Source organism: Pseudomonas sp. R3-41 (assembly GCF_054161485.1).
Window position 1 is genome coordinate 1,845,775 of sequence record NZ_CP096421.1, and the last position, 20,744, is coordinate 1,866,518.

Genomic DNA, 20,744 nt, shown 5'->3' on the forward strand with positions numbered 1-20,744 from the left:
CGACCGTTCGGCGGCTCTGTCATCTGCCAGTCATGTGCAGTGCCTAGGCTTGCTGGACTCAGAAGCGGATCGATGAGCCGTCGATCCTGCCCCGAAACAGTGCTGGTCTAGTCCAGATAGGTAACGTTGATGCGCATCGATGCAACCAAAGCGGTGACAGCCATTGGACAGGTGCTGCAGGAGCAACTCGACCACGGGTTGCTGGCGCCAGGCAGCAAGTTGCCGGCCGAGCGCAAGCTCAGTGAATTGTTCGGGACCACGCGGATCACCGTGCGCGAAGCGTTGTTGCAGCTCGAAGCCCAGGGGCAGATCTATCGGGAGGAGCGCCGGGGCTGGTTCGTCTCGCCGCCGCGCCTGGCCTACAACCTGATGCAGCGCAGCCATTTCCACGCCATGGTCGCGGCCCAGGGGCGTGTGCCTTCTACCCAAGTGATTTCTGCACGCCTGCAACCGGCTTCGGCGGCCGTGTGTGCCTGGTTGCAGTTGCCGGCGCTGTCCAGCGTGATCCAGATCTGTCGTGTGCGGCGTATCGATGAGCGGCTGGTGCTGTACGTCGAGCACTACCTGAACCCGCAGTATTTCCCGGACATCCTCGGGTTCGACCTCAACCAGTCCATCACCGAGCTGTACGCTCGCCATTACGACCTGCACTACGGCCGGGTGAAGTTCGAAATCGTGCCCACCTCGTTACAGCCGGAAGCGGCGGCGGCGTTGAGGGTCTCGGTGGGCAGCCCCGGGCTGCGCATCGCACGGGTCAACTACGACCAGCACCAGCGGCTGATCGACTGCGACCTGGAGTTCTGGCGCCACGATGCGATCCATGTCGGCGTGGATGTGCCGGAGCAACCTGTGCCGGAATAATCGCCGGTGGCCGGCGCCAGGCTCAGAGCGATTCGTTGAGCTTGCTCAGGATCTTGATCACCACCGTGGCGAGGATCAGCAGCATGCCGATCCACATGGCGAAGACACCGACGTTCTTGTCACGGAAGTTGAAACCGATGGCCAGCAGGATCATGCCGGCGATGATGGGCACCAGCATGGCGTTGAGTGCAGACATCGAGATCATGACGACGGCCTTGTCGAGGGGGATAAGGACAGTCTAGTTGGGGTTTGGTTGGGGTGGGCTGATGTGTGTCACAGCCTCCCCGAATCTTGAGGTGGACATCATTGTGGCGAGGGAGCTTGCTCCCGCTCCAGTGCGCAGCACTGGCCGATCTGCATTCAGTTACAGATTAGGGGCGGCTGCGCCACCCAGCGGGAGCAAGCTCCCTCGCCACAGGGGGCAGCTGCAACTATGGCAACTCGCGAGACGCGTAGAACGCGCTCAGCACCTTCACCAGATGCGCCAGGTCATGGCTGCCGCACAGTTCGCGGATCGAATGCATGGCGAAGGTCGGCAGGCCGATGTCCACGGTGCGCACGCCCAGCTGACTGGCGGTGATCGGGCCGATGGTCGAGCCGCAGCCCATGTCGCTGCGCACCACGAAGCTCTGCACCGGCACTTCTTCGGCCATGCACAAATGGCGGAAGAACCCGGCGGTTTCGCTGTTGGTGGCGTAGCGCTGGTTGCTGTTGACCTTGATCACCGGACCGGCGTTGAGCTTGGGGCCGTGGTTGGCGTCGTGCTTGTCGGCATAGTTGGGGTGCACGCCGTGGGCGTTGTCCGCCGAAACCAGCAGGGATTTCTGAATGGTCCGTACGAATTCTTCACCTTCGGGCAGCAGGCGACGCAGGGTCTGTTCCAGCATCGGACCGTCGGCGCCACAGGCCGAGCATGAGCCGACCTCTTCGTGATCGTTGCACACCAGCACGCAGGTTTCTTCAGTGTCGGCGTTCAGCAAGGCTTGCAGGCCGGCGTAGCATGACAGCAGGTTGTCCAGGCGCGCGCCGGCAATGAAATCACCATGCAGGCCAATGACCGCGGCGCTTTGGGTGTCGTAGAAGCTCAACTCGTAATCGAGCACCACGTCGGCGTTCAGGCCGTGTTCCCGGGCCAGTTGATCGGTGAGCACGGCACGGAAGTCGACGCGCTCGTCACCGGCGAACTGCGCGAGGATCGGCGGCAGCTCGTTCTGCGGGTTGATGGCCCAGCCTTGGTTGGCTTCGCGATTGAGGTGGATGGCCAGGTTGGGAATCGTGGCGATCGGCGCCTTGAAATCGATCAGTTGGCTCTCGACCTTGCCATCGCGGCGGAAAGTCACGCGCCCGGCCAGGGACAGGTCACGGTCGAACCATGGCGCCAGCAGCGCGCCGCCATAGACTTCCACCCCCAGTTGCCAGAACCCGTGGCGTTGCAGCTCCGGCTGCGGCTTGACCCGCAGGCAGGGGCTGTCGGTGTGGGCGCCGACCAGGCGGATGCCGTCGTGCAGCGGTGAGTGGCGGCCGAGCTTGAAGGCAATGATCGAAGAGTCGTTGCGCGTGACGTAATAACGACCGTTGGCCTCGGTGGCCCAAGTCTCGCGTTCGTCAAGACGCTGGTAACCGGCCGCCTCCAGGCGCTTGGCCAGGCTGGCGGTGGCATGAAACGGGGTAGGGGAGGCCTTGAGGAAGTCGATCAGGCCTTGGTTCAACTCTGCGCGCATAAATCACTCCAGACAGCGATGGGCGGGAGTTTACCGTATTGGTGACGGATGGGGAGGGGTATGTATATGGCGAACTTGGGCTGTCGAACCTGTGGCGAGGGAGCTTGCTCCCGCTGGGCTGCGTCTGTAGGAGCTGTCGAGTGCAACGAGGCTGCGATCTTTCCCCAGCCACTTGAATCTCAAGCGAAAGATCAAAAGATCGCAGGCTTCGCCAGCTCCTACAGAGTCCAGCGGGAGCAAGCTCCCTCGCCACAATGCCGGTGGTGTCCCTCAGAACGGTGCCGGGCACTCGAAGCGCAGGCGCTCGCCGCTTTGCGGGTGGGTGAAGCTCAACATGCTCGCGTGCAGGCACAGGCGCGGCCAGGCGGCGAGGGCCTGGGGGTGGGCGTAGAGCCCGTCGCCCAGCAGCGGGTGACCGATGGAGAGCATGTGCACGCGCAGTTGGTGCGAGCGTCCGGTGATGGGTGTCAGCTCGACCCGGCACCAGTCGCCGCAACGTTCCAGCACGCGCCAGAAGGTCAGGGCGTGTTTGCCCTGTTCATGGTCCACCACATGTCGGGGTTTGGTCGGCGGGTCGTAGCGCAGGGGCAGGTCGATGCTGCCGCTGTCCAGCTCCGGTTGGCCCCAGCACAGCGCGGTGTAGGCTTTTTCGGTTTCGCGGTCATGAAATTGCCGGGACAGTTCGCGATGGGTGTCCGGGTCACGGGCCAGCAGGATAATGCCAGAGGTTTCCCAGTCCAGTCGGTGTACGATTCGCGCTTCCGGATAGCCGTTTTCCTGCAGGCGGGTGATCAGGCAGTCCTTGTTGTCGTCGGCCCGGCCGGGCACGGAAAGCAACAGGGTCGGCTTGTCGACCACCAGGACAGCGGCGTCCTGATGAATGATGCGGATGTTGGACAGGGGCATTAAAAACAGTCTCGCTACAAACGCCAACGGCGGCTCGGGCCCGGCCCTTGTGGGAGCGGGCTTGCTCGCGAAAGCGGTGTCTCAGACACATTGATATTGAATGCGTCACCGTCTTCGCGAGCAAGCCCGCTCCCACAAAAAAGGCTGTGGGGACCCGAGCCGCCGTGGCTCCCGCCGGTGCGATCAGCGATCCGGCAGGGTGATGTTGAGTTCCAGGATCGAGCAGCTGCCCTGGCTTTCCAGCGCCACATGCACGTCATCGCTACCGATGTTGACGTATTTGCGGATCACTTCCACCAGTTCCTTCTGCAAGGCCGGCAGGTAGTCAGGGGTACTGCGTTGGCCGCGTTCGTGCGCCACGATGATCTGTAGACGCTCTTTCGCGACCGAGGCGGTACTGGGCTTTTTGTTGGCACGAAAGAAGTCAAAAAGGTTCATTACCTACCTCCAAACAGGCGCTCGAAGAAACCTTTCTTCGTTACATCGAGGAAACGATGCTCCACGGTCTTGCCCAGCAGGCGATCGACGGCATCGCTGTACGCCTGGCCGGCATCGCTCTGGTCGTCGAGAATCACCGGCACGCCGGAGTTGGAAGCCTTGAGTACCGCTTGGGATTCTGGGATGACACCCAGCAGGGTGACGGCGAGGATTTCCTTGACGTCTTCGACGCCCAGCATTTCGCCATCGCTGACTCGTTGCGGGTTGTAGCGGGTCAGCAGCAAGTGTTCCTTGATCGGCTCTTCGCCTTTCTCGGCGCGCCGGGACTTGCTCGCCAGCAGGCCCAGCATGCGGTCGGAGTCGCGGACCGACGACACTTCCGGGTTGGTCACGACAATCGCTTCGTCGGCGAAGTACATGGCCAGGTGGGCACCTTTCTCGATACCGGCCGGGGAGTCGCAGACCACGAACTCAAAGTCTTCCTTGAGCTGCATCAGCACTTTTTCCACGCCTTCCTGGGTCAGCGCGTCTTTGTCGCGGGTCTGGCTGGCGGCCAGCACGTAGAGGTTCTCAAGGCGCTTGTCCTTGATCAGGGCCTGCTGCAGGTTCGCTTCGCCGTTGACCACGTTGACGAAGTCGTAGACCACGCGACGCTCGCAACCCATGATCAGGTCCAGGTTACGCAGGCCGACGTCGAAGTCGACGATGACTGTCTTGTGGCCGCGCAGAGCGAGGCCGGTACCGATAGCGGCGCTGGTGGTGGTCTTACCCACACCACCCTTGCCGGATGTAACCACGAGAATCTTGGCCAAGGTGTTTCACCCCTAAGGAAAAAGGACTTTGTCAGCCCCTGAAAAACATCTCTGGAAAACCGCTGCAATTGGACAGGCTTGGCTGGAATCGGCTGTCGGGCGGGGTCTACCTCCGGTAAACACTGCCTGATCCTTTTTCCTACGTCGTTTAAGCCGTTTTCGCTCGTTTTAGAGATGCTTGGAAAATGCGGCAGTATCCGTTAAAGCCGAATGATGTTCAACACGTCGCCTGACAGGCTGATCTGGACGCCGGCCCCCCACAACGGGTCGCGGCGTAAATCCTCGGAGACCTTGTACTGCCCGGCGATGGAAACCAGCTCGGCGCTCAATTGCTGGCAGAAGATCCTGGCCTTGGTATCACCCTTGACGCCGGCCAGTGCTCGACCGCGCATCGGGCCGTATACATGGATGTTGCCATCGGCCAGAAGTTCCGCCCCCGGGCTGACCGAGGAGACGATGACCAGATCGCCACCCTGGGCATAAATCTGTTGCCCGCCGCGCACGGGCGAGGTGATCACGCGTGTCGGCTTGACGCTGGGCTCCAATGGTTTTTCCGGAATTTTCTTCGCTTCGACCGGATTCAGTTCCAGTACGCGTTCCCGGGCGCCGGACGGCGGCAGCACCGGAATGTCCACGGCGATGGCGGCGGCGATGTCTTCGATGCGGCTGGCGCGGATCGCCAGGGTGCGCAGGCCGTGCTGGCGGCAGACGCGCATCAGGCCCGGCAGGTCCACTGAGCCTTCGCCGGCCGGCAGCTTGTCCAGGGCCAGCACCAGGGGGGCATTGCTGAAGAAGTTCGGGGCCTGGGCGACTTTCGCCGCCAGTTGCCGGTCAAGGCTCTCCAGGTCGTTGCGGGCCAGTTCCAGCACCGTAATGGCGAGCATGCTGCCCTTCAGCTGGAACACGGGATCTTGGTCTAGCGGTTCGGTTTGGCTCATGGTCGGCGTACAACGGCTTGTCACTAAAAGTGCCGAGACTTATAACGAGATCGTCCGCCAGCCGCAACCCGGGTCGAACAATGTAGAATGCGCGGCCCATGTCTTAATGGAAGCTGTAATGGATCGCCCGCGTTTTCGAGCTGCATTTTTTCATCCGCGTTTCTGGCTGCTGTGGTGCGGCCTGGGGCTGTTGTGGCTGATCGTTCAATTGCCTTATCCGTTTTTGCTGCGGGTCGGTCGCGCATTGGGCGCACTGATGTATCGGGTGGCCGGCGACCGACGGCGCATCGCCCGGCGCAACCTGGAACTGTGCTTCCCGGAAAAATCCGCCGCCGAGCGCAAGCGTCTGCTCAAGGACAACTTTGCCTCCACCGGCATCGCCTTTTTCGAGATGGCCATGAGTTGGTGGTGGTCGCGTTCGCGTTTGGCGAAACTGGCCCATGTCGAAGGGCTGGAGCACCTCAAGCAGGCCCAGCGCGAGGGCAAGGGCGTGATCCTGATGGCGTTGCATTTCACCACGCTGGAAATCGGCGCGGCCTTGCTTGGCCAGCAGCACACCATCGATGGCATGTACCGCGAGCACAAGAACCCGCTGTTCGACTACATCCAGCGCCGGGGCCGCGAGCGGCACAACCTCGATTCCCTGGCGGTGGAACGTGACGACGTGCGTGGCATGCTCAAGCTGCTGCGGGCCGGGCGGGCGATCTGGTATGCGCCGGACCAGGACTACGGCGCCAAGCAAAGCGTGTTCGTGCCGCTGTTCGGCGTCCAGGCCGCGACGGTCACCGCCACCAGCAAGTTCGCCCGCCTGGGCAAGGCGCTGGTGGTGCCTTTCACCCAGGAGCGGCTGGCCGATGGCAGCGGTTATCGCCTGGTGATCCAGGCGCCGCTGACGGATTTTCCGGGCGAGACCGAGGAAGCCGATTGCATCCGCATCAACCAGTGGGTAGAGCGGTCGGTGAGCGATTGTCCCGAGCAGTACCTTTGGGCACACCGGCGCTTCAAGAGCCGTCCGCCGGGCGAGCCCAAGCTGTACGACAAACGCGGCTGAGTTTTTTTGATATCACCTTGAGCACGGAGCATTGCGATGACCCCAGCTGAACCGGTTACAGGTTTGATTCTTTCCGGCGGCGGGGCTCGAGCGGCGTATCAGGTAGGCGTACTGGCGGCCATCGCCGAATTGCTGCCGGATGGGGCGGATAACCCGTTTCCGGTGATTGTCGGCACCTCGGCCGGGGCGATCAACGCGGTCAGCCTGGCGAGCGGGGCGATGGACTTCAAGACGGCCATCGAGCGGCTGACCGCGTTCTGGCAAGCGGTGCGCAGCCATCAAGTCATGCGCAGCGACTGGCGGGGCGTGCTGGCCCAGTCGATGCGTTTCTTCTTCCACAGCCTGCTGGGCCTGGGGGCCAAGTTGCCAGTGGCGCTGATCGACAGTTCGCCGTTGCGCGAACTGCTCCAGGCCCAGTTCCACGCCTCGGGCATCGAGCAGTCCATCGCCGAGCAGCAGTTGCGGGCGGTGGCGGTGACGGCGTTCGGTTATGAATCCGGCCAGGCCGTTACGTTCTATCAGGGGCGCGGGACCATCGATGCCTGGTTGCGCCACCGGCGTATCGGTGTTCCGACGCAGTTGTCGGTGGAGCATTTGCTGGCCAGCTCGGCGATTCCATTGTTGTTCGCGCCGGTCAGGATCGGCCCGCAATATTTCGGCGACGGCGCGGTGCGGCAATCGGCGCCCATCAGCCCAGCCCTGCACCTGGGGGCCAACCGTGTGCTGGTGATCGGTGTCAGCGGCAATCCCCGTGGCGCCGGCGGGCAAGATCCGCGCGAGCGCAGCTACACCGGCCTGCAACCGACCCTGGCGCAGATCGGCGGTCATATGCTCAACAGCACGTTCATCGACAGCCTGGAAAGCGACATCGAGTTGCTTGAGCGCCTGAACGGCTTCAGCCACTTGCTGCCCGATGACGTCCCGGCCCACGCCCTCGGCGCCGCGCCGGTGGACGTGCTGGTGATTTCACCCAGCCAACCGATCGACGAAATCGCCGCCCGCCATCGCCAGGAGTTGCCCCGTGCGTTGCGCGTCTTCTTGCGCGGGCCGGGCGCGACCAAGACCAGCGGCGCAGGGGTGCTGAGCTACCTGTTGTTCGAGGCGGGGTATTGCAGCGAGCTGATCGAGCTGGGGCGCCAGGATGCGTTGGCGCAGCGTGAGGCGTTGAGTCGGTTTCTGGGGTTGGCTTAGAGCAGCTCCGCCGCGATCGCGAGCAGGCTCGCTCCTACAGAGGATCCGGGGTGGATGCTGAAACTGAACCCAATACACAAACCAGTGTGGGAGCGGGCTTGCTCGCGAAGGCGACTGAACATTCAACATTGATGTTGGCTGATAGTCCGCATTCGCGAGCAAGCCCGCTCCCACAAAAGCTGTGCGGTGGTTTCTAAATCCAATGAATCAGATCAGAAATGGTACTTCAGCAAAAAGCTGGTCGTGCTCTGGTTGGTCTTGAACCCGTCGCTGTCTTCGATCGCGTACTTGTTCTTCCAATAGTCGTATTCCACCCCGACGTATAGCTGCTTGGCGCCGAGCTTCAAGGCCTTGCCCAAGTCATATTTGACCTGCGGGACGATGTGCAGGTTGGCGTGGTAGGTGCCCTTGGAATTGGTGTCGTTGTCCACCACCCAGTCGATGAACCCGTCGAACAGGATATCGGATGAACCCACCGGAAGGGTGTAGGCCCAGACCGGAGTGATCTGCCAGACGTTGTCGCCGGCGCGTGGGCCTTCGGTCTGGCGGTTGTAGATGTTCAGCTGGAAGTAGTCGAAGCCGGGAATCGCCAGGTCGAAACCCGGGCCGATCAGGTACGACTCGTTGTCGCCTTCCCCGAACTCATAGGTCATGGCCAGCAGCACATCCTTGATCGGCCCCAGTTCCAGCTTCTGGTCGAAGATCTTGCCGAACGACAGGCGCGGGCTGAACTCACCGTAGTAGGTGTTCGGGCCGGACTGGCTGTCGTCCTGGCCGTTATAGAAAATCCGATCGAGGAAGAAGAAGTTGTCCCCGTATTTCCAGGCATCGGCGTGTTCGAAGGTCACGGTCTGCTGGATACGCGGGTTGATCTGGAAATCCTTGCCATACAGGTAGCTCAGGCTGTTGTTCTGCCACTGGAACAGGCCGTCGGCCATCGCCTGGCCGGCGGCCAGCAAGGATCCTGCGAGTATCAGGCTGGTGCACGTACGTTTCATTCGGTTTGCTCCCAAAGGTAAGTGGTACCGCTTTTTTTTCGAGTCAGCGCTCTGGTGTGGCGCCTTTTTTCCATGGATGAAAAACATCCGTTCGGTCAGCTTTTTGAGCGTGGCGAATGCTGATAGCAAGCGCTGAGCCAAGTCCGGAAAAAACCGGAAATGGCTTGCCCTGCCGTTATGAAACAGTCGGAAAGTTGTGTTCAGGGGCGCGTTGATGTCCGCCAGTGCCGCAATAAGCTGGCAGTTCGGTCAGGATCGGAAGGGATTTTGTTGTCGGCCCGTTTCGAACGGCCGCGCAGGATACGGGCTTGTCTTGAAGGGCTCAAGTGCCCTGCAACGGCGCAGATGCGGCGAATTTGGGGCGTGATGGCAGGGCTTGGTCATCGGGTGCTTTCCTCTTGTTTTTATTGTTGAGGCGCAGGCAGTCGCTGACGGGCGACCGGTCATTGCCGGTCGGCCTGTCAGCGGTAGGACATTTATCGAAAGCAGTGGCTCAGTTGGTGTGCGCGCCCTGATTGATCCAGGCGCCGATCAGGTCGCGTTCCTGCTGGGTCATCTGGGTGATGTTGCCCAACGGCATGATCTGGGTGGTTACGGCCTGGGCCTGGATGCGCGCGGCTTCTTGCTGAATCTGCTGCGGCGTATCGAACATCACCCCGCCCGGCGCGGCGCTGAACAACGGGCTGGTGGGCTTGGCCGAGTGGCAGACCGAGCAGCGTTCCTGGATCACGCTGTGGACCTTCTCGAACGAAGGGCCTTGGGGGCTGGCGGCCTGGGCCGGTTTTTCCGCAGGCGCTGCCGGGGCAGTTGCGGGCTTGGCGCCACCGCCCACGGCGGTTTCCGGCAGGGGCTGGTACTCGATGGCGGCCGGCGCTTTTGCCACTTCCGGTGCGCTGGAGATGGGTTTGGGCCCGGTGACGTAGGCCAGGCAAATCATCGCCAGGGCGCCGACCGGCAGCGTCCAGGCAAACCGGTTGCTGTCATGGCGCGTGTTGAAGTAATGCCGCACCAACACCGCCGCCACGGCGATACCGGCCAGGATCAGCCAGTTGTATTGGCTGCCGTAGGTGCTCGGGAAGTGGTTGCTGATCATGATGAACAGCACCGGCAGGGTGAAGTAGTTGTTGTGGCGCGAACGCAGCAAGCCCTTGGCCGGCAGCGCCGGGTCGGGGGTACGGTTCTCGGCGATGGCCGCGACCAGGGCCCGTTGTGCCGGCATGATGATGCGGAACACGTTGCCCACCATGATCGTGCCGATGACCGCCCCGACATGCAGGTAGGCCCCGCGACCGCTGAACACCTTGCTGAAGCCGTAGGCCGCAGCGATCAGCAGCACGAACAGGATCAGGCCGAGCAGGGCGGGGCGCTTGCCCAGGGCCGAGTCGCAGAGAAAGGAATAGACGAACCAGCCGACGAGCAACGAACCGATGCCCAGGGCCACGCCTTCAGCACCGCTCAGGCTGCTGCCGGGGGCCAGCAGGTAGACGGTCGGGTTCCAATAGAACACCACGCACAGCAGGGCGATGCCCGACATCCAGGTGAAGTAGGCTTCCCATTTGAACCAGTGCAGGTTGTCCGGCATGGACGGTGGCGCGAGTTTGTATTTTTCCAGGTGGTAGATGCCGCCACCATGGATGGCCCACAGGTCGCCGGCCAGGCCGCTCTTGGGGTTGACGCGATTGAGGTTGTTTTCCAGCCAGACGAAGTAGAACGACGCGCCGATCCAAGCCACGCCAGTGATCATGTGAACCCAGCGAATGCTCAGGTTCAGCCATTCCAGCATATGTGCTTCCACAGTCTTTACCTCTCGCCCGTCACGCTTGTTTTCGCGTGATCGGACCTTCTCTTATTGGTGGGGGGCGAGGATCAAACACTCATCCTCTTTGAAAAAATGCTCATCGCAGTTATTGCCTGTGCCACTGCGATCAACCACCAGGAAGTCATCCCGCTTTTCGATCGTCAGCACCGGGTGGTGCCAGACGCCGCGATGGTAATTAATGCCCTGCCTGCCGTTGGTGACGAAGGCGCGGACCAAGCCTGATACAGGTGCATCGCCAAGTGGCGCGACCACGATCAGAAAGGGGTTGCCGAGCAGCGGAATGAAGGCCTGGCTGCCCAGCGGATGGCGCTCCAGCATGCGCACGGTCAGCGGCATGTCCAGCGCGTCGGCGCGGAAGATGCTGATGATCGCCTTGTCGTCCGGCGTGGCGGTTTCCACCGTCGCCAGGCGATGGAAGCGCATGGTCGAACCGTTGTTGATCATGAAGTGATCGCTGCCGTCGGTTTCGATCACGTCACCGAATGGGGCGAAGGCTTCTTTGGTCAATGGTTCGATCTTGAGAGTGCGCATGCTGGTCTTCTTATCCAAAAATTCTGTGTTGTGGTTCAGCTTTTGTGGCGAGGGAGCTTGCTCCCGCTGGGTTGCGAAGCGACCCCGCTTTTCAAAAAATGGGACTGCTGCGCAGTCCAGCGGGAGCAAGCTCCCTCGCCACAGGTGCGTCGTTTACTTCGATACCTTGCCGAGCACCCGCAGGCGACTCACGCCACCGTCCGGGAACACGTTCAGGCGGATATGGGTGATCGGTCCCAGGGCCTTGATCTGCTCGGCGAAGGTGTGTTCGGCGTGCATTTCCAGCTTCTGGCTCGGCAGCAGTTCACGCCAGAACAGCGACTGGGTTTCGATCTGGCTGTCGGTGCCGCCCTTGACGAACGCGCCCTGGATCGAGCAGCTGTCGGGGTAGTTGCCCTTGAAGTGCAGGGTGTCGACGACGACCTGTTCAACGATGCCGGCATGGCCCAGGGCGACGATCACCCAGTCATTGCCCGGGGTACGACGACGGGCGGTTTCCCAGCCATCGCCCATGTTCACGCCACGGCCCGGGTTGAGGATGTTGCTCATGCGCCCGAAGTGTTCGTCGGAGCAGGCCAGGGCGCGGCCACCGTTGAGGGCGGCGGCCAGGTCGATCTGTTCGTTGTCGCCCACGGCCGACCAATCGCGGTACGGAATGCCGTAGACCCGCAGGCGAGCCACGCCGCCGTCTGGATAGATGTTGAAGCGCAGGTGGCTGAAGGCCTGGTCATTGCTGATTTCGTGGTAGTGGTGGCTGTTGCCTTGCAATTCGACGGCCGACAGTACTTCAGTCCACTGGGTGTTTTCGTCCGGTTCGCCTTCGCTCAGGAAGCAGGCTTCCAGGGAGGCCGACGGTGGGTAGTTGCCGGTGAAGAATGAGGTGTCGATGTCCACGCCCTTGATCGAGCCCGCCACGCCCAGGCGGATCACCGCGCTGTCGTAGCCTTCGAAGCGCTTGCGCCGCGATTCCCAGCCGTCCATCCACTTGCCATTGTCATCGAACACGCCCTCCTTCCACACGGCCGGGGTCGGCTGGAACAGGCGGTTGGCGTCGGCGAACCAGTCATCGGTGACCGAGATGATCTTGGTGCCCAGGCGGGCGTCGGCCAGGTTGACGAATTTCTCGAAAGGTACGGCGTAAGCTTTCATTCTTCTTGTCTGCCTTTAAATAGGTTGGCTGGGGATGCTTGCAGGGCCTCGGGTCGCAGGGCTGCTCGCTAAAGGGTCAGTAATCGGAACAACGCGATTTTGTTGATCTCTGCCAGCGCGCATTTGAATTCGGCGTCTGCCGAGTGATGGATGCGCGTTTCGAATGCCGCGAGGATCTGGTGCCGGTTGCTGCCTTTTACCGCCATGATGAAGGGAAACTTGAACTTGGCCTTGTAGGCGTCGTTCAGCTCGGTGAAGCGCTGGAACTCTTCGGCCGTGCATTGGTGAATACCGGCGCCGGCCTGTTCGTTCGTGCTGGCTTCGGTCAGTTGGCCCTGGACGGCGGCTTTACCGGCCAGGTCCGGGTGAGCGTTGATCAGCGCCAGTTGGCTGGCGTGATCGGCACTCAACAGGATGTCGCTCATGCGCTGGTGCAGGGTTTCGATTTCGTCGATCGAGGGATCCTGGCCCAGGTCGAAGGCCTTCTCGGCCACCCATGGCGAATGTTCATAGATATCGGCAAAGGCTTTGACGAACGCTTCGCGACTCAAGGTGGAGGGCTTGAGGGTCTGGAAGGCGGTCATTTGGACGCTCCCTGATACGGATGGGTTTGCTGCCAGTGGCGAGCGATGTCGACACGACGGCTGAACCAGACGTGATCATGGCCTTTGACGTATTCGAGAAAGCGCTTGAGGGAGGCCAGTCGCGCAGGGCGGCCGATCAGCCGGCAATGCAGGCCGATGGAAAGCATCTTCGGCGCCTCGGCCCCTTCGGCGTACAACACGTCGAAAGCATCCTTGAGGTACTGGAAGAAATCATCGCCCTTGTTGAAACCCTGCACCTGGGTGAAGCGCATGTCGTTGGTGTCGAGGGTGTAGGGGATCACCAGGTGCGGCTTGCCGGTGGGGTTGTTCGGCTCCCAGTAGGGCAGGTCGTCGTCGTAGGTGTCGCTGTCGTAGAGGAAACCGCCTTCTTCCATCACCAGGCGGCGGGTGTTCGGGCCGGTGCGGCCGGTGTACCAGCCCAGCGGACGTTCGCCAGCGATTTCGGTGAGGATGCGGATCGCTTCAAGCATGTGCTCGCGTTCCTGGGCCTCATCCATGTACTGGTAGTCGATCCAGCGATAGCCGTGGCTGCAGATCTCGTGGCCGGCGGCGACCATGGCGCGAATCACGTCTGGATGGCGCTGGGCGGCCATGGCCACGGCGAAAACGGTCAGCGGGATATCGAATTCCTTGAACAGCTTGAGGACACGCCAGACGCCGGCACGGCTGCCATACTCGTACAGCGACTCCATGCTCATGTTGCGCTCGCCCTGCAGCGGTTGAGCCGCGACCATCTCCGAAAGGAACGCTTCGGATTCCTTGTCGCCGTGGAGGACGTTGCGCTCGCCGCCTTCTTCGTAATTGAGCACGAAGGACAGGGCGATGCGAGCATTGCCCGGCCAATGGGGATGGGGAGGGTTACTGCCGTAACCGATCAGGTCGCGTGGGTAGTCAGCGCTCACTGCAGTTTTCCTTCTTGTTCGAACCATGTAGGTGGCGCCCCGGTGATGAGTTTCAGGCTGGCGTCACGACGATGGAGTGATTGTATACAACTTTATGCGCGATTTGTAAGCCTGAATTTTTGCCTTTTTCACTGTGGCCCTGGCAGGGTCTACACTGCAAGAAACCTGCCCAGTCGGTCAATGAATCGTCGGGAGGGTCTTGTATTCATTGGTTTGACTTAAACCTGGGGTTGACGTGCCGTCGCGCAGTCGAAGGGCTAAATATCTGTTTTTTATTGTGTACAATTTTCTTTTAAAGTGTCTTAATTCGCTCATCGCCGTGGCGTTTCGTGCTCCGAAACGGTGCGGCCTGTCTTTCAACTGAATCAGGAGGCGTCGGGCCGGACTGCACTGCAGCGAGGCGCGCACAAGCAATGGGACGTTTGACTACTCACGTTTTGGATGCCGCACATGGCTGCCCGGGCAGCTCGATCAAGATCGAACTGTACCGCGTGGAAGATTCGCAACTACATCTGGTCGCCAGTGCACTGACCAACAGCGACGGCCGTTGCGATGCGCCCCTGTTGCAAGGAGATGACTACCGTTCGGGCGTTTATCAATTGCAATTCCACGCCGGTGATTACTACCGCGCCCGTGGCGTGCAAATGCCCGATCCAGCGTTCCTGGATGTGGTGGTGCTGCGCTTCGGTATTTCGGCCGAGCAGGACCATTACCACGTGCCCTTGTTGATTTCGCCCTACGCCTATTCAACGTATCGAGGCAGTTGATCCCCCAAGCCACTGCCTTGTCCTGGAAGCGACTGCGCATAAGCTTCTTTGGTTTTAGCCCGCTCACACTGCGGGCTTTTTTTTCGTCCATGAAAAATTGGGTGCCTGGGAGGGTGCCTTCGCGAGCAAGCCCGCTCCCACACTTGAAATGCATTCCAATTGTGGGAGCGGGCTTGCTCGCGAAGCTTTTGCCTTTCAGCGACTCAACAACGAGGCCGCCCCCGCGCCACCAAACAACCCGGCGCTGACCCGGTTGAACCAGCCCTGGCCTTTACCCGTACGCAGATACCGCGCCGCGCCGTGGGCACCGAGGCCATAAGCCAGCTTGCACAACAGGTCGAGTACGGTCCAAGTGGCGATCATGATCAGCAGTTGTGGCAGGAATGGCTGTTCGGCGCTCAGGAATTGCGGCAGGAACGCAGCGAAGAACAGAATGTCTTTCGGGTTGCTTGCCCCCAGCACGAACGCGCGGCCGAAGAGGGTGCGAAAGCGCGGGACGGCGACAGCCTGGGGCACTTCGGCGCCTTGGGCCGGTTGGCGCGATTGCTGCCAGCTCTGCCAGGCCAGGTAGAACAGGTACAGGGCGCCGACGATCTTCAGGGCGCTGAACAACTGCTCCGAGGCCATCAACAATGCACCGAGCCCCAGCGCCGAAGCGCTCAGCAGGCAGATCGACGCGATCACGCCCCCCAGGAATGCCGGATAGGAGCGGCGCAGGCCGTAGTTCAGGCTATTGCCGATCATCAACAACGACAACGGGCCGGGGATGAGGATCACCACCAATGCGGCGCCACTGAACAACAGCCAGGTTTCCAGATTCATTGCTTTGCTCCTGATGTACAAAAGCCTCACCCAGGGGGTGAGGCGAGTGAATACGGTTGCGCTTACAAGAAGATGAACTTGGCGATGAAGATCGCGCAAAGCACCCACAGGCTGACGGAAATTTCCTTGTGTTTACCGGTGCCGGCCTTGAGCACCACATAGGTGATGAAACCCAGGGCGATGCCGTCGGCGACCGAGAACGTCAGGGGCATCATGATGGCCGTGACGATGGCCGGAATGCTGTCGGTTGCTTCGTCCCATTCGATGTGGGCCATGCCGCCCATCATCAGCATGGCGACGTAGATCAAGGCCCCGGCCGTGGCGTAGGCCGGAATCATCCCGGCCAGCGGTGCGAAGAACATGGCGGCAATAAATAGCACACCGACGGTCACGGCGGTAAGCCCCGTGCGGCCACCGGCGGCCACACCGGCGGCGCTTTCCACGTAGCTGGTCACTGGCGGTACACCGACCATGGCGCCGAATACGCTCGAAGCGCTGTCGGCTTTCAAGGCGCGGGACAGGTTCTCGATCTTGCCATCGGCTTTCACCAGGCCGGCGCGCTGGGCAACGCCCATCAGGGTGCCGGCGGTGTCGAACATGTGCACGAAAAGGAAGGCCAGCACCACGCTGATCATGCTGATGTTGAACACGCCGGCCACGTCCATCGCCATCCAGGTCGGAGCCAGGCTCGGCGGTGTCGACATGACGCCGTTGTACTGCACCAACCCCAGGCCCCAGCCGGCCAGGGTCACGGCGATGATGCTGATCAGGATCGCGCCGAACACACGGTGATAACTGAGCACGGCGATCATCAGGAAGCACACCGCGGCCAGCAACGGACCGGGTTCGCGCAACGAGCCGAGCTTGATCAAGGTGGCAGGGCTGTCCACGACGATCCCGGCGGTTTTCAGGCCGATCAGCCCGAGGAACAACCCGACCCCCGCGCCCATGGCGAAGCGCAGGCTCACCGGAATGCTGTTGAGCAGCCACTCGCGCACCCGTGACAAGGTCAGGAACATGAACAGCACACCGGAGATGAACACCGCGCCCAATGCGGTTTCCCAGTTGTAGCCCATGGTGCCGACCACGGTGTAGGTGAAGAAGGCGTTCAGACCCATGCCCGGTGCCAGGCCCACCGGCCAGTTGGCGTATAGGCCCATCAACAGACAGCCCAGGGCGGCGGCAATGCAGGTGGCGACGAAGGCGGCACCGTGATCGATGCCGGCGTCGGCCATGATGTTGGGGTTGACGAAAATAATGTAGGCCATGGTGATGAAGGTTGTCAGGCCGGCAATCAGCTCGGTCTTCACCGTGGTGCCATGCAAGCTGAGTTTGAAGAGGCGTTCAAGCCAGCCACTGCGTAGTGGCGGCGAGAGGTCCAGCGTCCGGGCTTCGGGTTTGCGGCTTTCCACAGCGAGTACTCCTCAAGAGTCTTATTGTTATTTCCAGCACCGCAACGCCCTGGGGGTGGCCGCGATGCGCTGAGGCAGGTAAGGCTGGCGAGGGTATGTTGACCTGTTGGTCAGGAACTCGCACGAAGCGAATTATGCTTTTGTATACAAAAAATGCAAATAATGTTTTCTGTGTTGTCGACGAAATGTTTGGCGATAGGGATATATCGCCTATGCGGACGCTATCGCGAGCAGGCTCGCTCCCACAGGGTTCATGGGTGAACACAAATCTTGCATTCATCACAGCCCACTGTGGGAGCGAGCCTGCTCGCGATGGCGTCGGATCAGACGCCGTCAGTCACTGGATTTCCCCAGTGCCAGGTTCACCGCCAGCCACCCATCCACCGCCGCTTCCCCGGCTTCGGCAAACACCCGCTCCAGCAATTTCACCTGTTCACGCCGCAACGCCTGCTCGAACCGCCCGCCCTCGGCGGTCAGTTCCAGCAGCCGTTTGCGTTTGTCGGTCTCGGACGCGACGCTGTTCACCAAGTGCATTTCCATCAACTGCCGCAACGGCATGTTCAACGCCTGCTTGCTCACCCCAAGCAGGGCCAGCAATTGCTTCACGCTCAATGACGGATAGCGGGCGATGAAAAAGACGATGCGCTGGTGGACCCGGCTCAACCCCCGACGCTCAAGCATTTCATCGGCCTTGGCGGTGAACGCCTGGTAACCGAAGAAAAACGCTTCCATGGCCATTTGTTGGGAGGCAGGGTTTTTAAGGTCAAGCATATTGACGTATCCACAGAGGTCGGCGTAATTTCGGTCAACCAGTTTGACTCATTATTCCAGCGACCGGCTACAGGTGACCCATGGCTTTTTCCGAACGTGTCTCGCGCCTCAAAAGTTCTTTGATTCGAGAAATCCTCGCGGCGGCGCAGCGTCCTGAGGTGATGTCGTTCGCTGGCGGCCTGCCGGCCGAAGCCATGCTGCCGAAAGTGGAATGGGCGGCCATGCCATTGTCCATGGGCCAGTACGGCATGAGCGAAGGCGAACCGGCCCTGCGTGAGGCCCTGGCAGCCCAGGCGCGGGCGCTGGGCGTGGCCTGTGAGGCGAGCCAGGTGCTGGTGGTCAGCGGCTCCCAGCAAACCCTCGATTTGGCGGCCAAGCTGCACATCGACGTGGGCACCGAAGTGATGCTCGAAGCGCCGACCTATCTGGCGGCGTTGCAGATTTTCCAGCTGTTCGGCGCCGACTGCATCACCGTTCCCCTGGAGGCCGACGGCCCGGACCTGCAGCAGTTGCGGGCCCGGCTGGAGCAGCATCGCCCAGCGTTTATCTACTTGATCCCGACTTTCCAGAACCCGTCGGCGGTGCGCTACAGCGAGACCAAGCGCGATGCGGTGGCGGCGCTGCTGGACGAGTTTGGCGTCACCCTGATCGAGGACGAACCTTATCGCGAGCTGACCTTCGATGGCGGCAGTGCCACGCCGATTGTCAGTCGCTTGAAGAAGGCCAGCTGGATCTACACCGGCACCGTGTCGAAAACCCTGTTGCCGGGGCTAAGGGTGGGCTACTTGATCGCCAGTCCGGATCTGTTCCCGCATCTGCTGCGGCTCAAGCAATCGGCGGACCTGCACACCAATCGCATCGGCCAGTGGCAGGCGCTGCAATGGATCGGCACCGAGCAGTACCGCAGCCATTTGAGTGAGTTGAGGGATTTCTATCGGGACCGTCGTGATCGGTTCCAGGCGGCGTTGCAAACGCATTTCGCTGATATCGCGGATTGGAACGTGCCCCAGGGCGGGTTGTTTTTCTGGCTGACCCTCAGGCAACCGCTGGACACCCGCACCTTGCTCGCCGCCGCCCTGGCGGCCGACGTGGCATTCATGCCGGGAGAGCCGTTCTTTCCTGAGCCGGACCAGCATCCGGGGCACTTGCGCTTGAACTTCAGCCACATTGACCCGGCGCGGCTGGATGAAGGGCTCAAGCGGCTGGCGGGGGTGGTGCGGGAGGCGTTGGCTGTGAAAGCAGCCTGATTCATGTGGTGACTGGGCTGGCCCCATCGCGAGCAAGCTCGGCTCCCACAGAGGACAGTGGTGAATACAAATCCAGCGTTCACCAAGTCCCCCTGTGGGAGCCGAGCTTGCTCGCGATGAGGCCAGTCGCCACACCATAAAACTATCAGGCCGCAGAAAACCGCTTATCCAAATAATCAATGATCACCTTGGACTCATACATCCAGGTGGTCTCGCCATTCTCTTCAATGCGCAGGCACGGCACTTTGATCCTGCCCCCTTGCTCCAGCAGCGTCTGACGATCCTGCTCGTTGTTTTTCGCATCGCGCAGGGCCACCGGTACGTTGAGGCGACGCAGGGTACGGCGAGTCTTTACGCAGAACGGGCAGGCATGGAATTGATACAGCGTCAGGCTGCGAGCGGCCTGGTCGACCTGCGCCTGGGCCTCGGCCGGGCGCTGTTTCTTGCCAGGGCGGGTGATGAAGTCGATGAAAATGATGAGCTGGCCCAAGCCAACTCGAAGCGCTTTGACGATCACGGTATTCAGCCTCGCGGCAGGGAAGAAGAGGGCGCGCAGCTTACCTGATTTTTCACGGGCGAAAAAAAACCGGCGATCAATGCCGGTTTTCTTCTTGCGACGCGTTACTTGATAAGGCTGAGGAATTCGCTGCGAGTGGCGGCGTTTTCACGGAACTCGCCGAGCATCACCGAAGTGATCATCGAGGAATTCTGCTTTTCCACACCGCGCATCATCATGCACATGTGCTTGGCCTCGATCACCACCGCCACGCCCAGGGCGCCGGTCACTTGCTGGACCGCGTCGGCGATCTGGCGGCTGAGGTTTTCCTGGATCTGCAGGCGACGGGCGTACATGTCGACGATACGCGCGACCTTCGACAGCCCCAGTACCTTGCCGCTCGGGATGTAGGCCACGTGGGCCTTGCCGATGAAAGGCAACAAGTGATGCTCGCACAACGAGTACAACTCGATGTCCTTGACCAGCACCATCTCGCTGTTATCGGAGCTGAACAAGGCACCGTTGGTGACTTCTTCCAGGGTCTGTTCATAACCGCGGCAGAGGTACTGCATGGCCTTGGCAGCGCGCTTGGGCGTGTCGAGCAGGCCCTCGCGGGAAACGTCCTCGCCCAGTTGGCCGAGAATCGCGGTGTAATTCTGTTCCAGAGACATGAAACTACCTGTGGGATTTTACGCAAAGGGCAAGGGTACGGTGGCGGACACGGCGCTGCAAGCTCGGCAAGCGAGGGCTATTCGTCGCGGCCTTCCATCATGGTGCGCTTGAGCATCACGTAGACCGCCCCGGCGCCGCCGTGTTTTGCCTGGCAGGAGGTGAAGCCCAGCACTTGCGGGTGCTGGCGCAGCCAGGTGTTGACGTGGCTCTTGATCATTGGCCGCTTGCCGTCCAGGCGCACGGCTTTGCCATGGGTGACGCGCACGCAGCGGATTTCGAACTTGGTGGCTTCGGCCAGGAACGCCCAAAGGGTTTCCCGGGCCTTTTCGACGGTCATGCCGTGCAGGTCGAGGCTGCCTTCGAAGGGGATTTGGCCGACCTTCAGCTTGCGCATCTGGCTTTCCTGGACACCGTCGCGGGCCCACATCAACTCGTCTTCCGGCCCGACGTCGATCACGAACTGATCGGACAAGCCGTCCACGGTGGTGGCGTCGGTGCGCACGGTGGCGGCCTGGCGCAGCTTGGCGATTTGCGCGCGATCGGCCTTGGGCTTGCCGGTCTCGGCACGGTCGTGTTTGATCGGTTTTACGCCCTGGATCGCACTTTTGAACAGGGAAAAGTCGTCGTCTTGCATG

23 protein-coding genes are annotated in these 20,744 nt (G+C 61.3%); 5 read left to right on the forward strand and 18 right to left on the reverse strand.

What is annotated here, in order from left to right; all coding sequences use genetic code 11:
* The first annotated feature begins 129 nt into the window (after nt 1-129).
* The gene (locus M1D99_RS08280; protein WP_186710122.1) at nt 130-861 is read left to right on the forward strand and encodes a UTRA domain-containing protein; all 732 of its coding nucleotides are present in this window, start codon (nt 130-132) and stop codon (nt 859-861) included.
* 22 nt (nt 862-883) lie between these two features.
* Here the strand turns inward: M1D99_RS08280 and M1D99_RS08285 are convergent, their stop codons facing one another.
* The 6 genes from M1D99_RS08285 to minC form a co-directional block, all read right to left on the reverse strand.
* Nucleotides 884-1,066 (reverse strand): hypothetical protein, encoded by a 183-nt coding sequence (locus tag M1D99_RS08285; RefSeq protein ID WP_186730647.1) that lies wholly within the window; start codon nt 1,064-1,066, stop codon nt 884-886.
* A gap of 226 nt (nt 1,067-1,292) precedes the next feature.
* Complete coding sequence (locus tag M1D99_RS08290) at nt 1,293-2,582, reverse strand: M18 family aminopeptidase (protein WP_072406529.1); 1,290 nt, start codon at nt 2,580-2,582, stop codon at nt 1,293-1,295.
* 270 nt (nt 2,583-2,852) lie between these two features.
* Nucleotides 2,853-3,488, reverse strand: coding sequence for an RluA family pseudouridine synthase (locus M1D99_RS08295; protein WP_018612476.1), 636 nt, complete (start codon nt 3,486-3,488; stop codon nt 2,853-2,855).
* A 183-nt stretch (nt 3,489-3,671) separates the two neighbouring features.
* A complete protein-coding gene (gene minE / locus M1D99_RS08300; protein ID WP_003179111.1) occupies nt 3,672-3,926 on the reverse strand; it encodes a cell division topological specificity factor MinE in 255 nt (84 codons plus the stop codon).
* Nucleotides 3,926-4,738: a septum site-determining protein MinD gene (gene minD / locus M1D99_RS08305; protein ID WP_003179114.1), complete on the reverse strand. Its 813-nt coding sequence runs from the start codon at nt 4,736-4,738 to the stop codon at nt 3,926-3,928. Before minD ends, minE begins: the two co-directional genes overlap by 1 nt.
* A 200-nt stretch (nt 4,739-4,938) precedes the next feature.
* The gene (minC, locus tag M1D99_RS08310; RefSeq protein WP_186730646.1) at nt 4,939-5,676 is read right to left on the reverse strand and encodes a septum site-determining protein MinC; all 738 of its coding nucleotides are present in this window, start codon (nt 5,674-5,676) and stop codon (nt 4,939-4,941) included.
* 118 nt (nt 5,677-5,794) lie between these two features.
* On the opposite strand from minC, the gene M1D99_RS08315 reads away from it, so the two are divergent.
* Together M1D99_RS08315 and M1D99_RS08320 are read left to right on the forward strand one after the other, a co-directional pair.
* Nucleotides 5,795-6,727, forward strand: a complete 933-nt coding sequence (locus M1D99_RS08315) for a lipid A biosynthesis lauroyl acyltransferase (RefSeq protein ID WP_186710116.1) — start codon at nt 5,795-5,797, stop codon at nt 6,725-6,727.
* A 36-nt stretch (nt 6,728-6,763) separates the two neighbouring features.
* Nucleotides 6,764-7,918, forward strand: a complete 1,155-nt coding sequence (locus M1D99_RS08320) for a patatin-like phospholipase family protein (protein ID WP_458131635.1) — start codon at nt 6,764-6,766, stop codon at nt 7,916-7,918.
* A gap of 212 nt (nt 7,919-8,130) precedes the next feature.
* On the opposite strand, the gene M1D99_RS08325 is transcribed toward M1D99_RS08320, so the two are convergent.
* The 6 genes from M1D99_RS08325 to puuE form a co-directional block, all read right to left on the reverse strand.
* On the reverse strand, nt 8,131-8,916 hold the full coding sequence (locus tag M1D99_RS08325) for an outer membrane protein OmpK (RefSeq protein WP_186710111.1): 786 nt from the start codon (nt 8,914-8,916) through the stop codon (nt 8,131-8,133).
* 493 nt (nt 8,917-9,409) lie between these two features.
* Nucleotides 9,410-10,711: a urate hydroxylase PuuD gene (locus M1D99_RS08330; protein ID WP_186730645.1), complete on the reverse strand. Its 1,302-nt coding sequence runs from the start codon at nt 10,709-10,711 to the stop codon at nt 9,410-9,412.
* Nucleotides 10,712-10,762: 51 nt separating this feature from the next.
* Complete coding sequence (locus M1D99_RS08335; RefSeq protein ID WP_039594514.1) at nt 10,763-11,266, reverse strand: ureidoglycolate lyase; 504 nt, start codon at nt 11,264-11,266, stop codon at nt 10,763-10,765.
* 153 nt (nt 11,267-11,419) lie between these two features.
* Nucleotides 11,420-12,415, reverse strand: a complete 996-nt coding sequence (gene alc, locus M1D99_RS08340) for an allantoicase (RefSeq protein ID WP_434574647.1) — start codon at nt 12,413-12,415, stop codon at nt 11,420-11,422.
* 68 nt (nt 12,416-12,483) lie between these two features.
* Entirely contained in the window at nt 12,484-12,999 is a 516-nt protein-coding gene (gene uraD, locus M1D99_RS08345; RefSeq protein WP_039594512.1) for a 2-oxo-4-hydroxy-4-carboxy-5-ureidoimidazoline decarboxylase, read from the reverse strand.
* Complete coding sequence (gene puuE / locus M1D99_RS08350; protein ID WP_186710100.1) at nt 12,996-13,922, reverse strand: allantoinase PuuE; 927 nt, start codon at nt 13,920-13,922, stop codon at nt 12,996-12,998. Before puuE ends, uraD begins: the two co-directional genes overlap by 4 nt.
* Before the next feature lie 413 nt (nt 13,923-14,335).
* Here puuE and uraH point away from each other — a divergent pair, with 413 nt between their 5' ends.
* Complete coding sequence (gene uraH, locus M1D99_RS08355; protein WP_458131636.1) at nt 14,336-14,689, forward strand: hydroxyisourate hydrolase; 354 nt, start codon at nt 14,336-14,338, stop codon at nt 14,687-14,689.
* 195 nt (nt 14,690-14,884) lie between these two features.
* Here the strand turns inward: uraH and M1D99_RS08360 are convergent, their stop codons facing one another.
* From M1D99_RS08360 to M1D99_RS08370, 3 genes are all read right to left on the reverse strand, one after another.
* Nucleotides 14,885-15,511, reverse strand: coding sequence for a LysE family translocator (locus tag M1D99_RS08360; protein WP_186710089.1), 627 nt, complete (start codon nt 15,509-15,511; stop codon nt 14,885-14,887).
* Between the two features lie 62 nt (nt 15,512-15,573).
* Nucleotides 15,574-16,923 carry an NCS2 family permease gene (locus tag M1D99_RS08365; RefSeq protein WP_434574649.1) on the reverse strand — a complete coding sequence of 450 codons (1,350 nt, stop codon included), beginning with the start codon at nt 16,921-16,923 and terminating at the stop codon, nt 15,574-15,576.
* A gap of 333 nt (nt 16,924-17,256) precedes the next feature.
* The gene (locus M1D99_RS08370) at nt 17,257-17,694 is read right to left on the reverse strand and encodes a MarR family winged helix-turn-helix transcriptional regulator (protein ID WP_458131637.1); all 438 of its coding nucleotides are present in this window, start codon (nt 17,692-17,694) and stop codon (nt 17,257-17,259) included.
* An 80-nt stretch (nt 17,695-17,774) separates the two neighbouring features.
* Here M1D99_RS08370 and M1D99_RS08375 point away from each other — a divergent pair, with 80 nt between their 5' ends.
* A complete protein-coding gene (locus tag M1D99_RS08375) occupies nt 17,775-18,941 on the forward strand; it encodes an aminotransferase-like domain-containing protein (protein WP_458131638.1) in 1,167 nt (388 codons plus the stop codon).
* A 145-nt stretch (nt 18,942-19,086) separates the two neighbouring features.
* Here M1D99_RS08375 and M1D99_RS08380 read toward each other — a convergent pair whose 3' ends face one another.
* From M1D99_RS08380 to M1D99_RS08390, 3 genes are all read right to left on the reverse strand, one after another.
* A complete protein-coding gene (locus tag M1D99_RS08380; protein WP_186710078.1) occupies nt 19,087-19,458 on the reverse strand; it encodes a glutathione S-transferase N-terminal domain-containing protein in 372 nt (123 codons plus the stop codon).
* Between the two features lie 104 nt (nt 19,459-19,562).
* Complete coding sequence (gene folE / locus M1D99_RS08385) at nt 19,563-20,108, reverse strand: GTP cyclohydrolase I FolE (RefSeq protein ID WP_003204506.1); 546 nt, start codon at nt 20,106-20,108, stop codon at nt 19,563-19,565.
* 77 nt (nt 20,109-20,185) lie between these two features.
* Nucleotides 20,186-20,743: a Smr/MutS family protein gene (locus M1D99_RS08390; RefSeq protein ID WP_025214971.1), complete on the reverse strand. Its 558-nt coding sequence runs from the start codon at nt 20,741-20,743 to the stop codon at nt 20,186-20,188.
* Nucleotide 20,744: the final 1 nt, after the last annotated feature.